The organism is Streptomyces sp. NPDC043861 (assembly GCF_056435905.1).
This window is the reverse complement of the sequence record NZ_JBWKDP010000004.1, coordinates 323,234-341,776: the sequence shown is the minus strand read 5'-3', so window position 1 is coordinate 341,776 and position 18,543 is coordinate 323,234. Positions and strand designations below refer to the sequence as shown.

The 18,543-nt window shown below is 70.3% G+C and carries 10 protein-coding genes, 1 tRNA gene and 2 pseudogenes; 6 read left to right on the top strand and 7 right to left on the bottom strand.

Annotated elements, in window-relative coordinates:
* Positions 1-141: 141 nt before the first annotated feature.
* Entirely contained in the window at positions 142-879 is a 738-nt protein-coding gene (locus AC068D_RS12380; protein ID WP_478822921.1) for a DUF4142 domain-containing protein, read from the bottom strand.
* A 367-nt stretch (positions 880-1,246) separates the two neighbouring features.
* On the opposite strand from AC068D_RS12380, the gene AC068D_RS12375 reads away from it, so the two are divergent.
* Both AC068D_RS12375 and AC068D_RS12370 read left to right on the top strand, forming a co-directional pair.
* Entirely contained in the window at positions 1,247-1,777 is a 531-nt protein-coding gene (locus tag AC068D_RS12375) for a MarR family winged helix-turn-helix transcriptional regulator (protein WP_478822920.1), read from the top strand.
* Positions 1,778-2,370: 593 nt separating this feature from the next.
* Positions 2,371-2,443 (top strand) — tRNA-Arg (locus AC068D_RS12370).
* Between the two features lie 71 nt (positions 2,444-2,514).
* On the opposite strand, the pseudogene AC068D_RS12365 reads toward AC068D_RS12370, so the two are convergent.
* Positions 2,515-2,909, bottom strand: a pseudogene (locus AC068D_RS12365) (tyrosine-type recombinase/integrase); the annotation flags it as partial.
* A 1,214-nt stretch (positions 2,910-4,123) separates the two neighbouring features.
* Here AC068D_RS12365 and AC068D_RS12360 point away from each other — a divergent pair.
* From AC068D_RS12360 to AC068D_RS12350, 3 genes and pseudogenes are all read left to right on the top strand, one after another.
* Positions 4,124-4,314, top strand: a pseudogene (locus AC068D_RS12360) (hypothetical protein).
* 1,453 nt (positions 4,315-5,767) lie between these two features.
* Complete coding sequence (locus tag AC068D_RS12355) at positions 5,768-6,856, top strand: MerR family transcriptional regulator (RefSeq protein WP_478823132.1); 1,089 nt, start codon at positions 5,768-5,770, stop codon at positions 6,854-6,856.
* A 280-nt stretch (positions 6,857-7,136) separates the two neighbouring features.
* Positions 7,137-7,571 (top strand): hypothetical protein, encoded by a 435-nt coding sequence (locus AC068D_RS12350; protein ID WP_478822919.1) that lies wholly within the window; start codon positions 7,137-7,139, stop codon positions 7,569-7,571.
* A 501-nt stretch (positions 7,572-8,072) separates the two neighbouring features.
* Here AC068D_RS12350 and AC068D_RS12345 read toward each other — a convergent pair.
* The 3 genes from AC068D_RS12345 to AC068D_RS12335 form a co-directional block, all read right to left on the bottom strand.
* On the bottom strand, positions 8,073-9,830 hold the full coding sequence (locus AC068D_RS12345) for a serine/threonine-protein kinase (protein ID WP_478822918.1): 1,758 nt from the start codon (positions 9,828-9,830) through the stop codon (positions 8,073-8,075).
* 488 nt (positions 9,831-10,318) lie between these two features.
* A complete protein-coding gene (locus AC068D_RS12340) occupies positions 10,319-11,185 on the bottom strand; it encodes an adhesin (RefSeq protein ID WP_478822917.1) in 867 nt (288 codons plus the stop codon).
* 95 nt (positions 11,186-11,280) lie between these two features.
* Positions 11,281-12,090, bottom strand: a complete 810-nt coding sequence (locus tag AC068D_RS12335; RefSeq protein ID WP_478822916.1) for a hypothetical protein — start codon at positions 12,088-12,090, stop codon at positions 11,281-11,283.
* Between the two features lie 285 nt (positions 12,091-12,375).
* On the opposite strand from AC068D_RS12335, the gene AC068D_RS12330 reads away from it, so the two are divergent.
* The gene (locus tag AC068D_RS12330; RefSeq protein WP_478822915.1) at positions 12,376-13,236 is read left to right on the top strand and encodes a MerR family transcriptional regulator; all 861 of its coding nucleotides are present in this window, start codon (positions 12,376-12,378) and stop codon (positions 13,234-13,236) included.
* A 151-nt stretch (positions 13,237-13,387) separates the two neighbouring features.
* Here AC068D_RS12330 and AC068D_RS12325 read toward each other — a convergent pair whose 3' ends face one another.
* Positions 13,388-15,361 carry an MFS transporter gene (locus AC068D_RS12325; protein ID WP_478822914.1) on the bottom strand — a complete coding sequence of 658 codons (1,974 nt, stop codon included), beginning with the start codon at positions 15,359-15,361 and terminating at the stop codon, positions 13,388-13,390.
* 421 nt (positions 15,362-15,782) lie between these two features.
* A complete protein-coding gene (locus AC068D_RS12320) occupies positions 15,783-18,506 on the bottom strand; it encodes a D-alanyl-D-alanine carboxypeptidase family protein (RefSeq protein ID WP_478822913.1) in 2,724 nt (907 codons plus the stop codon).
* Positions 18,507-18,543 lie beyond the last annotated feature (37 nt).

Below are 18,543 nucleotides of genomic sequence, written 5' to 3'. Positions count from 1 at the left end.
CTCCGATGAACGCCGGCCGGCTCCCGATCCAGGCGCCCCGGAGACGGACCCGGGCGACCGTGCCGCGCGGTTCGGGGGTGAAGCCGGAGGCGCATGCATGCCACCGGGCCCGTCACTGACACCACGTCAGGAACCTCGGTCCTATTTCGCAGTCACGGCCTTCTCGACATCCTCGAACGTCGCGGGATCCACCAGACCGGTGTCCTCCAGGACTTCGAGGTGATCCATGACGGTCTGGTTGGCCTGGCGGGCGTGGCGGCGGATGAGGTCGTTCTGGGTTGCCCCCCTGACCTCGGCGATCGTGGCGAAGATCTTCCCGTGCGAGGCACGCAGGAGGTTGGCGAAGAGGCGGTCGAATTCCGCCCCCTGGGCGTTCTCCATCTGCTTCACCCAGCCCTGCTGTTCGGCGGTCGCCTCGTCGGGAAGCGCAACACCCAGGATCTTGGCGTCCTCGCGGACCAGTTGGTCGAGCTTGCTGTGTCCGTCCAGCAGATGCAGACCGGCACGCTTGACGGCCTCGCTGGAGGCATGGGTCTGCGCCAGCCTGCCCGCGGGAATCTCCCACAGCCCGGCCTGTCGCACCTTCACGAGGAAGGTCTTGTCGACCTCGGTCACGGGCTGGGGCCCGGCGGGGGCGGCCTGGGCACCGGACGTCGTCGTGCCGACACCGGCGCCGGAGGAATGCGCGGAACCCGCGCTGGTGGAATGGCCATAGCCGTTCTGTGCCGCGACCCCGATCGGCGCCTGAGCGGCCGAGGCCTCGTCATCACTGTTCCGTACCACGATCAGAACGGCTGCGACGGCGGCGCATACGGCGACGATGACCGCGATGGCCCGCGTCGAGACGGCTGGTTGTACTGCGCGTCGATTCGGACGCATGATGCCTCCCGGTTCGGCATGGAGAACGGTTTGTTCATGTCGTCGGGAGCTGTTGTGGCGGCTGGCACGGCACGCAGCCATGGGTACGGATGGGAAGACCGGGGCGTTCAGCGAACGCCGAGAGTCGTCACGGTGCAGCGCGCGAACTTCCCGGCGTTCCCCGTCGCGCGCAGGGCGGCCGGTCTCGGGGAATCCGGTTCCGAGCCGGCTCCTCCGGCCCGGCAGATGTGGATCCGGTCCGGCACGACGCGGGCACACGGCGACGCCGCCATGGTCCTGCTGCGCCGTGACGGGCGCCGACGCGAGAGCATCCGCAGCCACCGGGGGCGCGAAACGATGCTCCGCAGGAGCACGGTAGAAAAGGGGTATGGACGACAAAGCTCAGTCTCCGCAGAGCGTTGACGACGTCGACGCGGTGACGCTCGCGGTGCTGACCGCGTCCCGGCTGCTGGTCGCAGTCACCGCTCGTTCACTGGCCGCCGTCGAGGACCGGGTGACCCTGGCCCAGTTCCGGCTGCTCGTGATGCTGTCGACCCATGGCCCGGCCAAGCTCGTGGTGCTCGCGGACCGGCTCGGCGTCAATCCCTCGACGGCCATGCGCATGATCGACCGGCTGATCGCGGCCGGCCTGGCAGACCGGCAGACGAACCCGGCCAACCGGAGAGAGACCGTGCTGCAGCTCACGCACGAGGGCCGCACCCTCGTCGAGGATGTGACCGCCAGGCGCCGACAGGAAGTCGCCTCGATCGTGGAGCGCATCGCCCCCGAGCAGCGCTCCGCCCTGATCGACGCACTGACCGCGTTCACCGAGGCAGGCGGCGAGCCTGCCGTGACGGCCGGGGACGCGGGAGTCCACCCGCTGGGTTGGACGGAAGTACCCCTGCAGCAGAGCAGTTGAGCACCGGCGTGCGATGCCCGCGTATCCGCTCGGACACGCGTCCGACCCCCGCCGGACCATCCCGGGCCCTGGTCCTCGACCTGCACGAGCCAGACGCCGGCCGGCCATCATGCGGCACCGGGTCGGGCGGCCCGCTCCGACCGGGGTCGAGCACGCGTGCCGTCCCAGGGTCGAGCGACCGCGGGCCGGTCCCTTCGGGCGGATCGGCGGGCCGCCGTGATCCGTTCCGAGGTCCAGTACCCCGTGGGGCCGGCAGGCTCCCGGTCGGCCGCTCGCGGGTCCTCCCGCTCCACCGGTTCGACGCCCCCCTGGGGTGCGGTGCGGTTCTTCCGGCATCCTGCCTCCGCCCGGGCCCCGGCCCGTGGCCGCTCCCCACGCCGCATGCCGACGCGTCCGGCCTGCGCACAGTCCCGTCGTCCGGGCCGTGATCAACCGCCTCGGAGGCGGACCGACCGAGTAAGGCCCCACCTACCGTCCGTATTCGATCGCGATCAAGCACCACCCGCTACACTGTCCGACGGTGACCCAGCCCGCACGGGTCAGGCGCCGACCTGTCGATCAACGGTTTCAGGCACGTTGTCCGGCAAATCCCTGCCTTCGTAGCTCAGGGGATAGAGCACCGCTCTCCTAAAGCGGGTGTCGCAGGTTCGAATCCTGCCGGGGGCACAAGACAAAAGGCCCCGGACCGATCATGGTCCGGGGCCTTTGACATCTACTTCTGACATCAACGCGGGCGGTCAATCACGGCCGGGACGCCTCTTGAGCAGCCGGTCCATGTGGCTGATCGCTTCGCGCTGCGTGTCGTGGACGACGTGCGTGCAGACGTCCATGGTGATGCTGATCTGGCTGTGCCCGAGTATCTCCATCACGACGCGAGGCGCGACCCCAGCCGCGGTGAGCAGCGTCGCGCAGCCGTGCCGGGCATCGTGCAGCCGGACGACGCGGAGGCCGGCGGAGTCGGCGACGCGGGTGAAGGAGCGGTACACATTGCGCGGCTCGACCGGGCGGCCGGTGCGACTGGTAAAGACGTGGCCTTTCTCGTCCCAGGACGCCCCCGCACGCTGCTTCGCGGCCGCCTGGCGCATCCGATCCAGCGCAGCGGCGGGATGCACATCGCCGGAAGCGGCAGCGCGCCTGCTTCCATGTCCTGCCTCCGTCGTTCACGCCCGGGACCGCCTGCCGGGTTCGAGCCTTCCGGGCTCACCGCGGTGCGCGCGGCGCGGCGGGGAGCCCGGGTCGTGATGCCTGGTTCAGGCGGTGAGATCGCTACCGGGCGGGACGTCCGGTGGCGTCCTCATGCGGTGAACTCGATACGGAAGAGTCGTCGTCCACGATCCACGACCGAGTCGTCACACACCACGAACGGCCGAATCAGCACATCGATCACGTTCGACCAGGGCACCTTAACAAGATCCTTTTACGACCTCTACGGATCAAAAGGTCTCCGTGCCCGACGAGTCGGTGAACCACGGTCAACAGCCGGTGCCAGGGCGGGCTCTAGGGTTGGCCCCGGCACCCGCTGCTGTTCAGACCCCCAACAGCCGTCCGAAGCACGGTGATTCCCAAACTCAGGGCTTCGGCCACCGGATACGCGGTGGCCTCCTGACCCGCGGTTCTGTAGCTTGCCCCCATGACCGACAACCGAAGGGTCCATGCCGCGTAGGCGCCCATCAGCCATGCGGGGCGACGTCCCTGTCCGTTACCTGACGCAGCGACGGTACCCGTTCATTGACCGTCTTTCAGGATCTTGCACAGCTGACCTGCGTCGGCTCGAGCGGACCCGCTTCTGGCCCGAAGCCACAGAAGAAGCGTTCTGGCACTGGCACGCCTATGCCCATGGTCCCCTCAGACAACTTGTAGACCCGCTCACAGGTCTCGACTGCGGCATCCCCGAGTGCGGGTGCTACGGCGTCGGCTTCCGTGAGCACCTCGAAGTCGTGTTTCACGCGCTGCCCAGGAAGAGCGCGCGTGAGTTGCGGGCCCTCGTGCGGGCCCTCGACGGGAAGATTCTGGCAAGGGCCAAGGTCATCCCGGCTGACATCCTGGACGTTCCATGGTGGCGAGGCCAGCTCTAGGACCATCAGCGGGCCGTCTCAGTTTCCGTCTCATTGAGCCCCGTTCACGGTCGTTCAGGCGAGACCCGAAGCCGTCCCTGCACCTGTGGCCAGCGGACCATGAACGCAGGTGAACGTCCATGTACTCAGCCCAAGGCCCACCAACACAGTTGGAAAGCGTGTAGCTCGGCAGATGCATGCTCTCTCGCCGGTCGGCCGCAGCACACGTATGGTCACGCATCGGGAACGAGTCGTTGTAGCACGGCACGAGCGGTGCCGGAAACAGGGGGCTGTGAGCAGGAGACGCTACGTGGGCCGGGGCGTACCAGGTGGATACCAGATCTGGGACAATCGAGGACGTAGGTGGTGGGGCGATCTTTACGAGTTCTGCCCTGACGATCTCGTGGCCGCCTAGCTCAACGGCCAGGCAAACCCGCCCGGATCACTACGTTGATGAATCGCTACAGAGCACAGCAGCGATAGGCGCCGCCGAAGCGGAGATGAGCACGCGCGCACCACAACCGCACCAGATCGTGCGGGGAACAGCGGGGAACCGCGGTGAACCCAGCCGATCCCCACGAGGCCGCCACTCGGTCATTCGCTCAAGTCAAGCGCCGAACCGCCCCCGAACGCCCGCAGCTTCCCGAGCTGAGAGTCTGGCAAATGGCGTGGTTTCTGGGCCGGGCCGTGCTGCCTGACAACGCTGACAGGCAGCACCCACAGGCGAGCATCCCTCGCTCTGGCCTGGGCTGCCCGAGTTGATCTGCGTCTCAATGCTGCGAGCGATCTGTTGGGCTGACGCTCGCCCCAGGTTTCCCAGATGACCCGTCTGACTCACTTGTTGTGTTTGAGATCTCTGGAGTTGTGGCTCCCTCATCTGCGGCCGGGGTGGGGCCCAAGAGCAGGTAGAGAGCTGTTAGTACACCTACCCCGACGAGGAATGCAGCCCCGAGCTTCTCGTTGCGGTAAGCCAGGATGGCTGCAGCCGCAGCAAGGGATAGAACCACAACGGATGAGAGGGGCACTCCCACGGATGTGAGGGGCACTCCCGCTGCAAGTGGTGGGGCCACAATGGATGCGAGGGGCACTCGTTGTTCCTTCGCTCAAGGCCCGGCCGTCGCGCTCCGCCAAGATCTCGGCGGCCGGGCAGTTCTTTGGTCCTCAGATGCTCCCGCCTGAGAGTCTTGGGGTCAATTGACATGAGTCGAAGCGACTCAACTTTTAGCCCTCTTTCACACCGGTAATTAGCGCTTTTAGGTGGACTATCCAGGTCATCCATGGCCATGGATATGACTTCCAGTAGCTGTCGCCTCCAGTGTCACTGGGGACTTCAGCGCATGCACGTGGGCGTCGACTTCGCGATCTGCCGGGCTCGCTGGCATGCTGCGGAAGCCCGGCGCGACGGGCAGGCCCACAAGGAGCCGGCGGGTGGAATCCCCGCCGAGCCGGAGGACCATGGCATGGGCCGTCCCCGGAGACGTTTCACCATCAAGATCCGCCCGGCTTGCGAACAGGGACAGCGGCCGCAGTCCCTGTTGGCCACTGCGGGACATCGCAGCGACAGCGCGCCATTCACAGCCGTATTGGAGGCTATATGGCGCCTGCGTCGGGCCGGTCCGTCCGCGGCGGGTGCGTGGCGACGATGCCTACTCGTCCCGCACCAACCGGGCTGACTGCGAAACGTGAATCCGCTGCACGATTCCGGAGTCGGCCGCAGTCCACCACAAACCGTGCCGGATGCCCGCTACGACTCCTCTCCCCCGCCGCTCGGGCGGATCATCCTCCGAGCCGGTCGGCGATGGCCCGGTCCCGGTCGTTGGCCATGTGCACTCGGAACTCCCCTGCAAAGCCACACACCTGGAGCGATGCGCTTGACCCTCACGTGGCGTCATGTCGCATTGTCGGTGGCGTGGAAGAGCACCTGACCGTGGGACGTGTGGCCGAACTGGCCGGCGTGAGCGTCCGCACGCTTCATCACTACGACGAGATCGGCCTCGTGCAGTCGTCCGCGCGGACCGCGGCCGGGTACCGCGCCTACTCGGCGGGTGACGTGGAGCGACTGCGGGAGGTGCTCGCCTATCGGCGGCTGGGCTTCGGGTTGCGCGAGATCGCGGATCTGGTCGACGACCCGACCACCGACGCGGTCGCGCACCTGCACCGGCTGCGCGGCCTGCTGCTGGAACAGCGCGACCGCGCCGCTGCCATGGTGACGGCCATAGACAGGGAACTGGAGGCACGGGCAATGGGGAACAGGACGGCACCGGAGGAACAACTGAAAGTGTTCGGCGCGCAGTTGTACGAAGTCATCGGGTCCGCCTACCCAGCGACGCGGCGCACCGAGCCGCGGATCGCCGCGAGGATCTGGGATGCGCTGGGGGACGCACGGACGGTACTCAACGTCGGGGCCGGCACCGGCTCCTACGAGCCCACCGACCGCGACGTCACGGCGGTGGAACCGTCGGCGGTCATGCGGGCACAGCGTCCCGCGGGCGCGGCGCCGTGCGTGGCCGCCAGTGCGGAGAGCCTCCCCTTCGAGGACCAGTCCTTCGACGCCGCGATGGCCTTCAGCACCGTTCATCACTGGCAGGACCCGGTCGCCGGTCTGCGCGAGATGCGGCGCGTGGCCCGGCGCGTGGTGGTGTTCACGCACGACGCCAGTGACACCGGCTGGCGTCACCGGTTCTGGCTCACCCGCGACTACCTGCCTGAGGTCTCCGGCCTGGTCGCGGGCCGGCCCTCGGTGGACCAGCTGGCCGGCGCGATCGGGGCCCGCATGGAGCCGGTGCTCGTCCCGTGGGACTGCGCTGACGGCTTCTTCGAGGCCCACTGGCGCCGGCCCGAGGCGTACCTGGACGAACATGTGCGCCGCGCGGTGTCGGTATGGACCAGAGTCGGGCCGGAGGCCGAGCAGCGGGCGGTGAGCAGACTCCGCGACGACCTTTCCTCAGGGTGGTGGGCCGAGCGCAACCGCGACCTCGTCGCCCTCGACGCGGCAGAGCTCGGCCTCCGCCTGCTCGTTGCCTGAACGATCGTGCGCGAGAACGCCGTCCAGGCCCAGCGTCAGGCATCCGAACGAACGGAACCATGTCGGGCGCCCCACGGCCTCTGCCGGCGTGATCCGCGCCGGGCCAGGGCCGCGGTGACGCATGCTCGGCAACGGCAATAGGAACCAACGCATTTCCCTTGATCACGACGCGCCCCGCGTGAGAGCCTACGCGGACACATCGTGTGCTACGCAATACGCCGATTCAGGCGATTAATGCGCAGCCGCTCCTTGATTTCCTCCAGATCGGAAAACTGCCGAGATGAAAGCAATATCCCGGGGTCGTCTTTCGGCTGTCGCCGCTGCGGCAGCGTGCCTGGTCATCGGAACCGCCACGTCCGCCAGCGCAGGCACGAACTCACCTATTTCCAACGCAAGCAACGGTGACGGCTATGCGTACTTCGTGGCCGACGGCGACAATTTCCTGATTTACGACGGCAAGTGCGACGGCGACACCGTCTGGGCTCAGCTGACGTGGTACAAGTCCGGAGAGGGATGGAATCACCGGACGGTTCGCAATACGTCCGGATGCAACACCACGGACACCAGACACCCGTGGAACATCCCCGAGGGCGCGAGCGTGTGGGTGACTGCCTGCGGCAGCGTGGAGGACAACTACTCCAACAGCGGCGCCGGCTACCTCAGCGCCGGTCACGACTGCGACTTCCACCAGGGCGGCCAGCGCGGCACGGCCTGAGGCATCGGCAAGCCTGTCCCACCGCGCGCGGCGCCGCGTCCGGTGGGACAGGCTGGGCCAGCGGCTCAGGCCTCGACCGCCGCAACGTCCCCCATGCACCACGGGCGAAGGACGAGAGCGGGAGACGCAAGCGCCGCGGCCACCTGAAGCACGGCGGGGGAATTCACCAACTCATGCATATGCGGGCGGCGTTCTCGCCCCGCACCACCCGTATCCGGCCCCTGCCGGCCTGCGACCGCCCCCTGTCATCGCTGCGTCCGGACGCGCAGAGCCTGGACGGACCAGTCGCACACCCGCGCCGGACTCTCCGCCACTGGCCGGCCGTTGACCACTGCGAGCAGTTGAAGTACCGCTCACTGCGGGGGTCGTACACGCTCTCCGGTCGAGTCGGCAGTCGGCGGCGAAGCTCGACGTCGTCGGGGTGGCCGAGCAGGTGCGCGTAGTGCGCACCGTGAACGCCGCGACGATTCGTCGTGCGCCGCCGGGGATTACGCGAGACCCTCAGCAGCGGACCAGTGTGCCGCTCTCCCGGGTGAGGTGGTTGCCGGACATCCAGCCTTCGGTGTCCGTGCCCTCGATACGGGCGTAGATCCACTTGTTGCCATGGGCATTGGTGGCGTAGCAGTGGTACCAGATCTTCACGCCGGACTTCACCAGGGTCACGTAGCCACAATCCCGGTACGGGCCGGTGAAGAGGTGGTAGTCGCCGGTCAGGTAGCCGTAGCCGTTGCTGCGGTTCTGGTGGCTCCAGCCGCTGCAAGCGGTCGACACCGGTGTGGGCTCCTTCACCGTGGAACTCGGCTTGGTCTCCGTGGCGGTGGACGAGTCCGCGTCCGGCTCGTCACCGTCGTTGCCGGGCGCCGTCGTGGGACCTGTCTCCTTGTCCCCCTCCTCGTCCTTGTCCCCGTGGCTGTCCGTCTCCTTCGAGGGAGACGGTTGCGAGGACGCGCCCGGAGAACCGGCGGACGACGGGGTACTGCCCTCCGCCGGCTGGTGGCTGCCCGCCGGGGAGCCGGCGCCGAACGGCGTCGCCTGCGCGCCGTCCGCGGTGGTGCCGTCCTGTTGGGCGGTCAGGGCATAGGTGATTCCTCCGCCTGCGGCGAGGAGCAGGAGGGCGGCCGCTGATGCGGTGAGGGTGCGGCTGCGGCGCCGTGCACGACGGGTTGTGGAGCGGCTCGTCTCGGGAGCGGGGACTCCGGCGGGGCCCGCGACCGGCGTGCCGGACGGCGGAACCGTCGGCGGCACGTTGGGCTCCGGGTAGCCGGCATACGGGGGCTGCGGCTGCGAGGTGGGCTGGGGGAACAGCGGGGGGCCGAACCCGGGGGGCGGGGCGACGGCGGCCGCAGCCCCGGGGTCCACCGGGGGAGGGGGAGTCGGGGCGGCGGACGCGAGGTGCACCGTCCGGCCCGAGGCGACGCGCTCGAGCATGCCGCGGGCGTGGTCTGCGGTGGGCCGGTCCTCCGGTTCCTTCGCCATCAGCGCCTGGAGCACCGGCGTGAGCGGTCCCGCCCGGCGGGGCTCCGGCAGTGGTTCGGTGACGATGGCCGACAACGTGGACCACGCGGAAGTGCGGCGGAACGGCGAAGTGCCCTCCACCGCCGCGTACAGCGTCATGCCGAGCGACCAGATGTCGGACGCGGGACCGGGCTCCCTGCCCTGCGCGCGCTCCGGTGGCAGGTAGTCGAGCGAGCCGACGAGCTGACCGCTGCGGGTCAACTTGGCCATGGCGTCGTCGCCGGAGGCTTCCATGGTGGCGATGCCGAAATCGGTGAGAACGACCCTCCCACCGTCCTCCAGCAGCACGTTCGCGGGCTTGACGTCCCGATGCAGTACGCCTGCCCGGTGCGCGGCGTCGAGCGCGTCCATCAGCTTTGCGCCGATCGCCGCTGCCTCGTGCGGCTCCAGAGGGCCGCGCTCCGTCAGCAGGTCGTCGAGCGAGGGCCCGTCGACGAGTTCCATGACGATGACGGGCAGGCCCTGATCCTCGGTCACGTCGTGCACGGTGACCACGCCGCCGTGCCGGATGCGCGCGGCGGCCTGCGCCTCCCGCTGCATCCGGGTCCGCAGATCGGCCAGTTCGGCTGCGGAGGCATCGGTGAAGGCTCGCAGGACCTTGACGGCGACCTCTCGGTTCAGCAGTTCGTCCATCGCCCGGGCGACCACTCCCATACCGCCGCGCCCGACGACGGAGGTCACCCGGTATCGCCCCCCGAGGACCTTGCCTATCAGCTCTCCGCCATTCGCTTCCCCCGTCGTCAACGCACGCTCCGTTCCTTCGCTGTTCGGCATCCATCAATCGGCGGCCTCAAGCGTAGAGGCAGGAGCGTAGGGGGAGTTGGGCGGCCGGACGCAGCGAACCGGGATGCCGCGTGCGTCATGGCCCCAGCCGCTCGCCGCGGCCTCGGCGAAGGCCGCGCGGGCAGGCGTACGCGTCTGTGGTGCGGCTGTCGTCCCAGCCGATCCGGTCCTGCGCCGATCCGGCCCTGCGCCGGACCCGCCCGGAAGGGCCGCGGACAGTTCGCGGGGCGCACCACTTTGCTGCCGCAGCAGATCTCGGTGGCGGGAGCGGTTTGCTGCGGGGCACGGTCCACAGCACACACAGGGCTTGGTCGACGTCACGCTCGCGCCTGGCCGGCACATGCAGCACGGTCTGCTCGGCCGGGACCAGCGGACGCGGTCATCCCGCTCCGACCGGACAAGGGGCGTGCTCTTCCTCGGCGTTGTGTGGCCGCCGGTCCATCGTGCCGTCACTCCTTGCAGGTGAGCTTCATCTGGGCCGCCGCGTGGTGGGCCCCGACCACCCCCGCCGTACCCCAGTCACGGCCGCGGTCGACGAGCTGCACGGCGAAGCTGGTGCCGCCTTTGACGGCGTAGCTGCCGACCGGGACCAGGGTCCCGCGGTGGACGATCTGACGCACACCGAAGCCCGTGTAGCCCGAGCCCGGGTCGTCCGGGTCGGCGAGGACGCGGTAGAGGGTGGGGCTGCCGGCAACGTCCGAGGAGCGGTTGGTGCCGGGGACGAAGACGGCGAGCGAGCACTGCTTGTACTTCTTGTCGAGGGTCCAGCTCCAGAATGCCGAGGAGTCCGCGTCGCGGTCGGTGCTGCCCGACATGGGCACGGCCGAAAAACTGCCGTCGCAGGAGGCGTCGCTCCACCCGCCGGAAGCCACGGTGTACCAGGCGGCGCGGCCGTTCTCGAAGCGGCCGGCCTCACGGTAGCTGCCGGTCGAACACCCCGGGCCCGCCCACTGGGCGAAGTCCGCCGGGCCTTCCTCCGGGTCGGGCAGGGCGGTGGGGCCGATCCGTGTCGGGCCGATGCGGATCGGTGCGCCACCGCCCACACTGTCGTCGTCCCTGTCACGGGCGTCGCCGTCGGCGTCGGATCCCGTGATCAACGCAGCGGCAGCGACGAAGCAGCCGAGGACGACCACGGCCCCTGCCGCCAGCAGACTCCTGCGGAAACGGGTCAGCGCCCAGACACGGCCTGTGACCATCTCACGGGCGACCCATGACGCGCCCCGGCCGGGGTCGTCCCGGACCACGTACCCGCATTCGGGGCAACTCGTACCGGGCAGGGGGTTGTGCAGCTCGCTGCGGCACCGTTCGCACGCCATAGAAGCTCACTATGCAGCACCCTCGAGCATCACGAGGGCCGAACGCACACACGAACAGTCACACAAACACCCGGCGAACACCCGGGCGAATGCCGTCATTCCACGCAGTCCGCCCGTATCTGAGCCGCCGCATGATGCGCTGCGTGGCGGTACCCGCCGTCCCAGCGCTGCCCCCTGTCCACGAGCTGGATCGTCAACTGCCCTTCTCTGACGGGGAGATCGGGTACGACAACGACACCGCCCCGCATGCTCCGCTGGTCGATCCGGAAATACATGACGACGTTGTCGTAGCCGCCGGAGCCGGACAGGATGTTGTAGCGCGTCGGGCTGCCCGCGACGTCCTCCCCCCTCGGGCTCCAGGGGATGTGGACAGCCACCGAGCACTGTGAGTAACCGGGACCCGGCCGCCAGTTCCATGTCACCGTGCTCCCGCCGTCCCTGTCCGGGTCCCCGGACATCGGCACCGCGAGGAAGCGCCCGTCGCACCCGTCCCCGGTGTGGCCGCCGGAGGCGACCTCGTACCAGCCGTCGCTCCCGTCCCAGTAGTCGCCGGACGTCCGCACCCCGTTCGGGCAGCCCGGACCCGCCCATACCCGGTAGGCAGGGCGCGGCGGACTCGGCCGGGGTGCAGTGGACGGCGGTCCCGGCGCGGCGGGGTGGAACGGCTTCGGCTGCCGGGCCGAGCGGGTCGGTGAGGGCGAGGGCCGGGGGCTCGTCGCACTCGGCGGCGGCGAGTCCTGCGGTACGAACGTGGGGCCCACCCGGTCCGGCAGCCCGCCCAGCGTGAGGTCGTCCACCGCCGACAGCGGCTCGTCGACGGCATCGTCGCCGCCGTCCCCGCCGGCCAGGACCGCATAGCCGAGCAGCAGCCCGCCGAGGGCCAGCGCGGCTCCCGCCGTGAGCATGGTCCCGAGCCCGGGAAACGGCTCCCTCTCTCTCCTGACGGCCTCTCCCGGTACGGCCCGCGCTGCATCCACCGTGCACGCGTCGGTCACCATTCCCGGCAGGGCCCCCCTGTGCGTGCCCCCGCACCTTTCACACACCATGCGGGTCACTATGGCGCGGTGTCACATGCATCGGCAGCCATCAGTGCATTTCAACGCGATATCGATCCGCCGGGTTTGACCTTGCCCCTGGGGCAGGGCTCACCGTCCTCGTACCGGGCGGACAGCAGAGAAACCCACCGCCCGGTGACGGAGGATGGAACCGTGCACGACGACTCGCTGCTGACCATCGGGGCCTTCGCGGCCCGGGCCCGGCTGTCGCCCAAGGCGCTGCGTCTCTACGACCGGCTGGGGCTCCTCGCCCCCGCGTACGTCGACGAGACGACCGGCTACCGCTGGTACCGCGCCGAGCAGGTGGAACGCGCCCGGCTCGTCGCCCTGCTGCGCCAGATCGACATGCCGCTCGCGCTGATCGCCGAAGTGGTGGAGATGTCCGGGGCCGCGGGCGCGCAGGCCGTGGCCGCGTACTGGGCGGAAGTCGACGAACGCAGGGCCCGGCAGGCCACCCTGGTGGCCCACCTCCGTGACCGACTCTCGGGCAGGAGGCCCACGATGTACGAGATCAGGACGTGCGATGTACCGGAGCAGACGGTGCTCGCCGAGCGCAGGCATCTTCTCGCCGACGAACTGCCCCGCTGGATCCCGGCGGCGTTCGACCGGCTGACGCGGGCGGCGGCCACGGAGTGCGGGGGTATCGCGGGGACCCCGTTCGTGGCGTACTACGCCGAGGTGAGCCCGGACAGCGACGGCCCGGCCGAGGCCTGTGTCCCGGTCGGCGACGCGCGGGCGGCCGAGGCCTGGGTGACGGCGAACGGCCGGGGTGGCGCGGCGGTCCGGGTCGAGCCCGCGCAGCGACTCGTGTACACCCGGATCACCAAGGCCCAGGTCGCCCACCCGCAGATCCTCTCCGCCTTCGACGCCGTGGAGGACTACATCACCCGCGAGGGCCTGACCGTCACCGGTCCCTGTCGCGAGGTGTACTTCGGCGACTGGGACGCGGCGTCGGCCACGGACGACGTGTGCGACATCGCCTTCCCGGTGGCCTGACGGCTGGTTTCCCCCGGCCGCCCGGGCGACTCCCGGGCGGCCGGGGCGGTCGCTGCGCGCCGGCCCGCCTGCCCGCGGCCGGGCCGGCCGGGTCCCGGTCAGCCGGGCCCTGGGGAGCCGGGCCGGCCGCGGCAACAGCCGGCGTCCCCGGTCAGCGACGCGCGCCGCTCAGCTCCTCCGGGCAGGGGGTCCCCCGCGGAAGCTGGTACGGGGCAGCCAGCCGGTACACACCCGGCCGGGGGGCGATGAGTTCCGTCCACTCGTCGCCCTCCGCGTCCTCCTCCGCCTTGGTCAGACAGCCGGCCACATTCACGTACACCGGCGGCTCGTCGTCCTCCCGCGCCTGGGACGCCGCCGTCTCCTCCGGCTGCTCCACGCCCCGCCCCTCCTCGTCGACGAGGCCGAGCCAGGGCGAGTAGGGGATACGGATCAGCACCCGGCCCGCGGCGCGCACATGGATGGTCAGTTCACCCGCGCCCGCCCGGTCCACCGTCGCCGGCGGGTCGGCCAGCGGCATCGGGTCGCGGACCTCGAAGAGCTGCCAGTGCGCGTCCGACCAGACGCGCTTCAGATACGGCAGTCCGCGCCCGACGAGCTCCGCCTCCTGATCGGCGCCCGTGTCCGGCCGGCCCTTGGGCAGCACCACATGGTGCACGGCCCAGCGGTCCAGCCATGCGCGATAGCTGTCGGCGCTGAGTGTGTCGTCGTAGAAGAGCGGGTTGCGCTCCATGTCGGCCTGGCGGTTCCAGCCGCGGGCGAGATTGACGTACGGCGCAAGCGCCGACGCCTCCCGGTGACTTCTGGCCGGGACGACCTCGACGCGGCCCTTCTCGGCCCCGACCTGCTGGAGCTCGTTGACGAGCGGGGCGAGCTCTCGTGTCCAGGAGGCGGCCGGCGCCGTACGGACGACGTCGTCGACGCCCTTGAAGCCGATCCACCCGTTGAGCCCGACGAAGGCGAGCACGACCGCGTACCACTTGCGGGAGCGCGGGGTGGTGTACGGGAGCGCGGCGAGCAGAACCACACCCGCGAACAGCATGGGGAGACGGGAGACGTTCGAGCCGATCTGGGAATCGACGAGGTACGTGAGGACGGTACCGACGGCGTACACGGCGGCGGCGGCCCGGACCGTTCGCCACTCCTTCGGCACGAGGGCGAGGACGAGGAGCCCGAAGAGCAACGGCAGCGAGGTCGACGCCGCCGACATCGGCTGCGTACCGGAGAACGGGAACAGCCACGCCGACAGCACCACGACGACGACCGGGGGGAGGCCGAGCGCATACGCGCCCGGGCGCCGCCTGTTCAGGAACAGCGCCGCGGCGACGACTCCCAGGAACAGTCCGGCCACCGGGCTCGACGCGGTCGCGAGCCCGGCGAGCGGGGCGGCGACGGCGGCCTTCATCCAGCGCTTCGTCCGCCAGCGGCCGGGCCAGCAGAACACGGCGGCGACCGCGCCCAGCGCGAACAGTATGCCGAGGCCGAAGGTGACCCGCCCGGACAGCGCGTTGCACAGGAACGCGAAGACGGCGGCGAGCGTACAGGCCATGGGATTGCGGACGGCGCGGACGCGGTTGAGGACCAGCGCGGTCAGAGCGGCGGAGAGGGTGCCCGCGACCATCATCGTGGTCCGCACACCGAGTACGGACATCAGATACGGGGACACCACGCTGTACGAGACCGGGTGCATACCGCCGTACCAGGCGAGGTTGTACGCGGAATCGGGGTGCCGGCCGACGAACTCGGCCCAGGCGTCCTGAGCCGCCAGGTCCCCGCCGCTGTTCGCGAAGGCGAAGACCCAGACGACATGGAGAACGCCGGAGAGGAGCGTGGCAACGGCCACGGGGTGGCGGAGAACGCGCCCGGCGCGCTGCCGCGGGCCGTCGGGCCGAACGTGTGGTCCGGCCTCCTGGACCGCATACGTCCGCGTCGACTCAGCGGTGATCACTTCGATTCTCCCGGTCCGTCCCAACGTGCCCGACCTTCCATGCACATAGGGACGCTTCACGGCGATGCGACGTTGCCGGGACGCTAGCACGCTCCTCGCTCCTGTCTTCGAGTGCAAGCCGGCGCTGGAGATCGTCCCAGTGGCACTCCCGCCGGGGCGACCACGGTCCGGGCCACTCATCGGGGAGGAGCCGGGAGGTTCGCTCGTCCCGGCCGAGAGGCACTGCGCGGCCGAGCGGCCGGTGCACACCTCCGCTGCCGGGACGCGGGTGCAGCGTGGAGACGGGTGCAGCGTGGAGGCGGGGACGCGGGTGCAGCGTGGAGACGGGCGAGCGGGGACGGCCACGACGACGGCCCCGGGGCCCTGGCGCTGAACGACGGCCCCACGCGCGGGACCAGCCGCACCGTCGGCGGGTGCCGGGTGGCGGGTGGCGGGTGCATCGGGCCAGGGGGCTGCCTCGCCCTGCCCGAGGCACCCCTCGCCCTTCTCCGTCACCCGGCCCGGCCCGCGGTACTGCATCCGCGGCACGAACCGCCGCCGCGAACCGCCGCCGCGAACCGTGGCCACGGGCCGTCGCAGGCCCGGAGCGCTCGCGGACCCGTCAGCCGAGGCGCAGCAGCTTCGCGCCGAAGCCCGGCTCGGCCAGGTCGCTCTGGAGCGCGACGGGCACCGAGACGGCACCGTCGGACCCTTCACCCACGGTGAGGGTGCCGATCACGGTTCCGGCGGTGGCGGAGTGCGGCACGGCCTTGCCCCCGTCGCCCAGCGCGAGCCGGACGGTGAGTCCGGCCCAGCCGACGGCGGAGACGTCCTTCGTGGCGACCACCGGCACCCTTCCACCGAGGCTGTCGTCCACGACACCGACGACGTCGCCCTTCTTCACCACGACCTTCGACTCGAGGACTTCCTGCGCCGCCTTCATCAGCTTGTCGCCCGCGTCCAGGGCACCCGTCAGGATCGATTTGTCACGCTCCGCCGGGGGCTGGCTCAGGACCGCGCCGATGATCGTCTGGGTGGTGCCGTCGACTTCCTTGGTGGCGGCGAAGAGGAGGTTCCCTCCGGCAGCCGTGGTGGTACCGGTCTTGATACCGACGACACCGTTGACGGGAACGAGACGGTTCCAGTTCCGCTGCTCCTTGCCGTTGACGTCCGTGTAACCGGGCATCCTCGACACCTGGCGGAACAGCTTGTCCTGCATCGCCTTCTTGCCCAGCTTCACCTGGTCCTCGGCCGTACTCACGGTCGTCGCGTTCAGGCCGGAAGGGTCCGTGTAGGTGGTGTTGGCCATGCCGAGTTCCTTGGCCGTGGCGTTCATCTTCTCGACGAAGGCCTTCTCCGAACCGGCGTCCCAACGGGCGAGCTGTCGAGCGATGTTGTTCGCCGAGGCGAGCATGATCGCCTGGATGGCCTCTTTCTCGGTGATCTTCTGCCCCTTGGTGACGTCCACCGTCGACTCGCCCTGGGAGGACAACTTGGCGTCGTCCTCACCCTGCTGGTCGATCTCGATCAGGGCTCCGTCCGAGCCCTCCTTGACCGGATGGTCGCGCAGGATGATGTACGCGGTCATCACCTTCGCCACACTCGCGATCGGCGCGGGCTTCTGCTCGCCGAAGGACCCGAAGGAGCCGAGGCCCTCGACGTCGAGGGCTGCCTGGCCCTCGGCGGGCCACGGCATCGACGGCTTGGCACCCTCGAACGAGAACGTCGGCACGGCCGTCAGCGACAGCGTGGGCTGCGGAAGCGGGCGCACCATCTGGACGACCACGAAGACGATCAGGAGAAGAACGGCCAGCGGCGTCCAGATCTTGACGCGCCGCACCAGGGTGCGGACCGGGGTCTGCGGCGGCGGCGGGGTGTTCGTCAGCTCGGCGAGCAGATCGAGCGGGGGCCTGGGCGGGAGCGGCTGCTGCTTGGTCCGCTCGGCCTCGGTGAGTGCCACGGGAGTCGCCGACTGTTCGGGCGCCTTGGGCGTGCTGGGTGCCTTGGGTGCCTCTGGCGTCACCGACGGCCTGTGGGCTCCGGCCGTCCCGGACGGCGCAGGCCGTGCCGCCGACGTCACATCGTCACGGCGCAGCGGCACGAACTTGCTGGTCCGCTCGGCCGGGGACTCGGGCTTGGACGCGGGCTTGGACGCGGGCTCGGATCCGGGCGCGGGCTGTGCGTCCGGCCCGGGGGCGACCGGCGGGGTGATCTTGAATGCGGTCGTGGGCTGGTCCACGGTCCGGCGAGGACGTGTGTGGAACACGGCGGTCGGCTGGTCGACCCGCTTGCCGGACCCGCCGTCGCTCCTGGCGTCGGCGTTGCCGCCGGACGGGCCGTCGCTCCTGGCGTCGGACGTGTCCTCGCTCTTGGCGTCGGACTCGGCCTCGCCCTCGGTCCGGTCTCCAGCCTTGCGGTCGGCCCAGCGGGGAACCCTGGCACTCGTCGCGGCGGGCGCGGGGCGGGCGTCGACGGCGTCCGCGGCCTCGCCCTTCGGGGCGTCGGAACCGGCGCCGCCGGGCTCGTCGCTCCCGGGCTCGTCGCTCGCCGACTCGTCGCTCCCCTCGGCCGAGTTGTCGGCAGCATCAGGGGTGTCGTCATCCTCGGCAGCGGCGGACGGCCGCCCTCCGGACGCGGAACCACTGGTTTCCTCGGACGAGTCGTCGGCGTCGGCTTCGGCGTCCGTCGCGGGGGACGCCTCATCGGCGGCGCGCGCCGTGCCATCGGCGGGCGCATCGTCCTCGCCCTGAGACGGGGGCTCGTCGCCGGAGGCCGGCTCATCGCTGCCGTCCGGATCCGTGGCATCGACCTCTGCAACCTGCGCAGGCGCGGGCCCGTCCGACTCGTCCGTCGCGGCGGTGCCCACGTTCTCGTCCGCGTCGGCGTCCGGCTCGATGTCCGTCTCCGCCTCTGCTTCCGACTCGGCGTCCGCCCCGGTGTCCGTCTCCGCCTCTGCCTCGGCTTCCGACTCGGCGGCGTCCGGCTCGGCGTCCTTCGAGACCCAGGCCGCAACGGCTGCCCGCAGCCGCGCATCCTCGCCGCCCGAAGAGGCGTCGGAGTCATCGGGCTCACCGGCGGAAGAGGACGAATCGGAGGACGAGGACGAATCGGCGGACGGGGATCGGTCGGAGGACGAGGACGCGGAACCGGAAGCCGACTCGGCGGCGTCCGGTTCAGCGGGTGACGGCAGTGTCTTGAACACGGCCGTCGGCTGGTCGACACGCCCTTCCGGCTGCGGCACCACAGCCGCCGCACGGAACACGGCAAGCCTCGGATCGCGTTCGCTCGAAGCCGTCTCCCCCGACGACTTCTGCTGCTCCGACTTGTCGGGGGACTCGCCCGCCACCGTGCCTCCTCATGCCTGCGCGCCGACTTACAACGCT

Excerpts from the sequence above, each read along its gene's own strand:
- AC068D_RS12335 (WP_478822916.1), bottom strand. The coding sequence starts at position 12,090 with ATGCTCACGGCGGGAGCCGCGCTGGCCCTCGGCGGGCTGCTGCTCGGC.
- AC068D_RS12380 (WP_478822921.1), bottom strand. The coding sequence starts at position 879 with ATGCGTCCGAATCGACGCGCAGTACAACCAGCCGTCTCGACGCGGGCC.
- AC068D_RS12350 (WP_478822919.1), top strand. The coding sequence starts at position 7,137 with ATGAAAGCAATATCCCGGGGTCGTCTTTCGGCTGTCGCCGCTGCGGCA.
- AC068D_RS12375 (WP_478822920.1), top strand. The coding sequence starts at position 1,247 with ATGGACGACAAAGCTCAGTCTCCGCAGAGCGTTGACGACGTCGACGCG.
- AC068D_RS12325 (WP_478822914.1), bottom strand. The coding sequence starts at position 15,361 with ATGAGTGGCCCGGACCGTGGTCGCCCCGGCGGGAGTGCCACTGGGACG.
- AC068D_RS12340 (WP_478822917.1), bottom strand. The coding sequence starts at position 11,185 with ATGGCGTGCGAACGGTGCCGCAGCGAGCTGCACAACCCCCTGCCCGGT.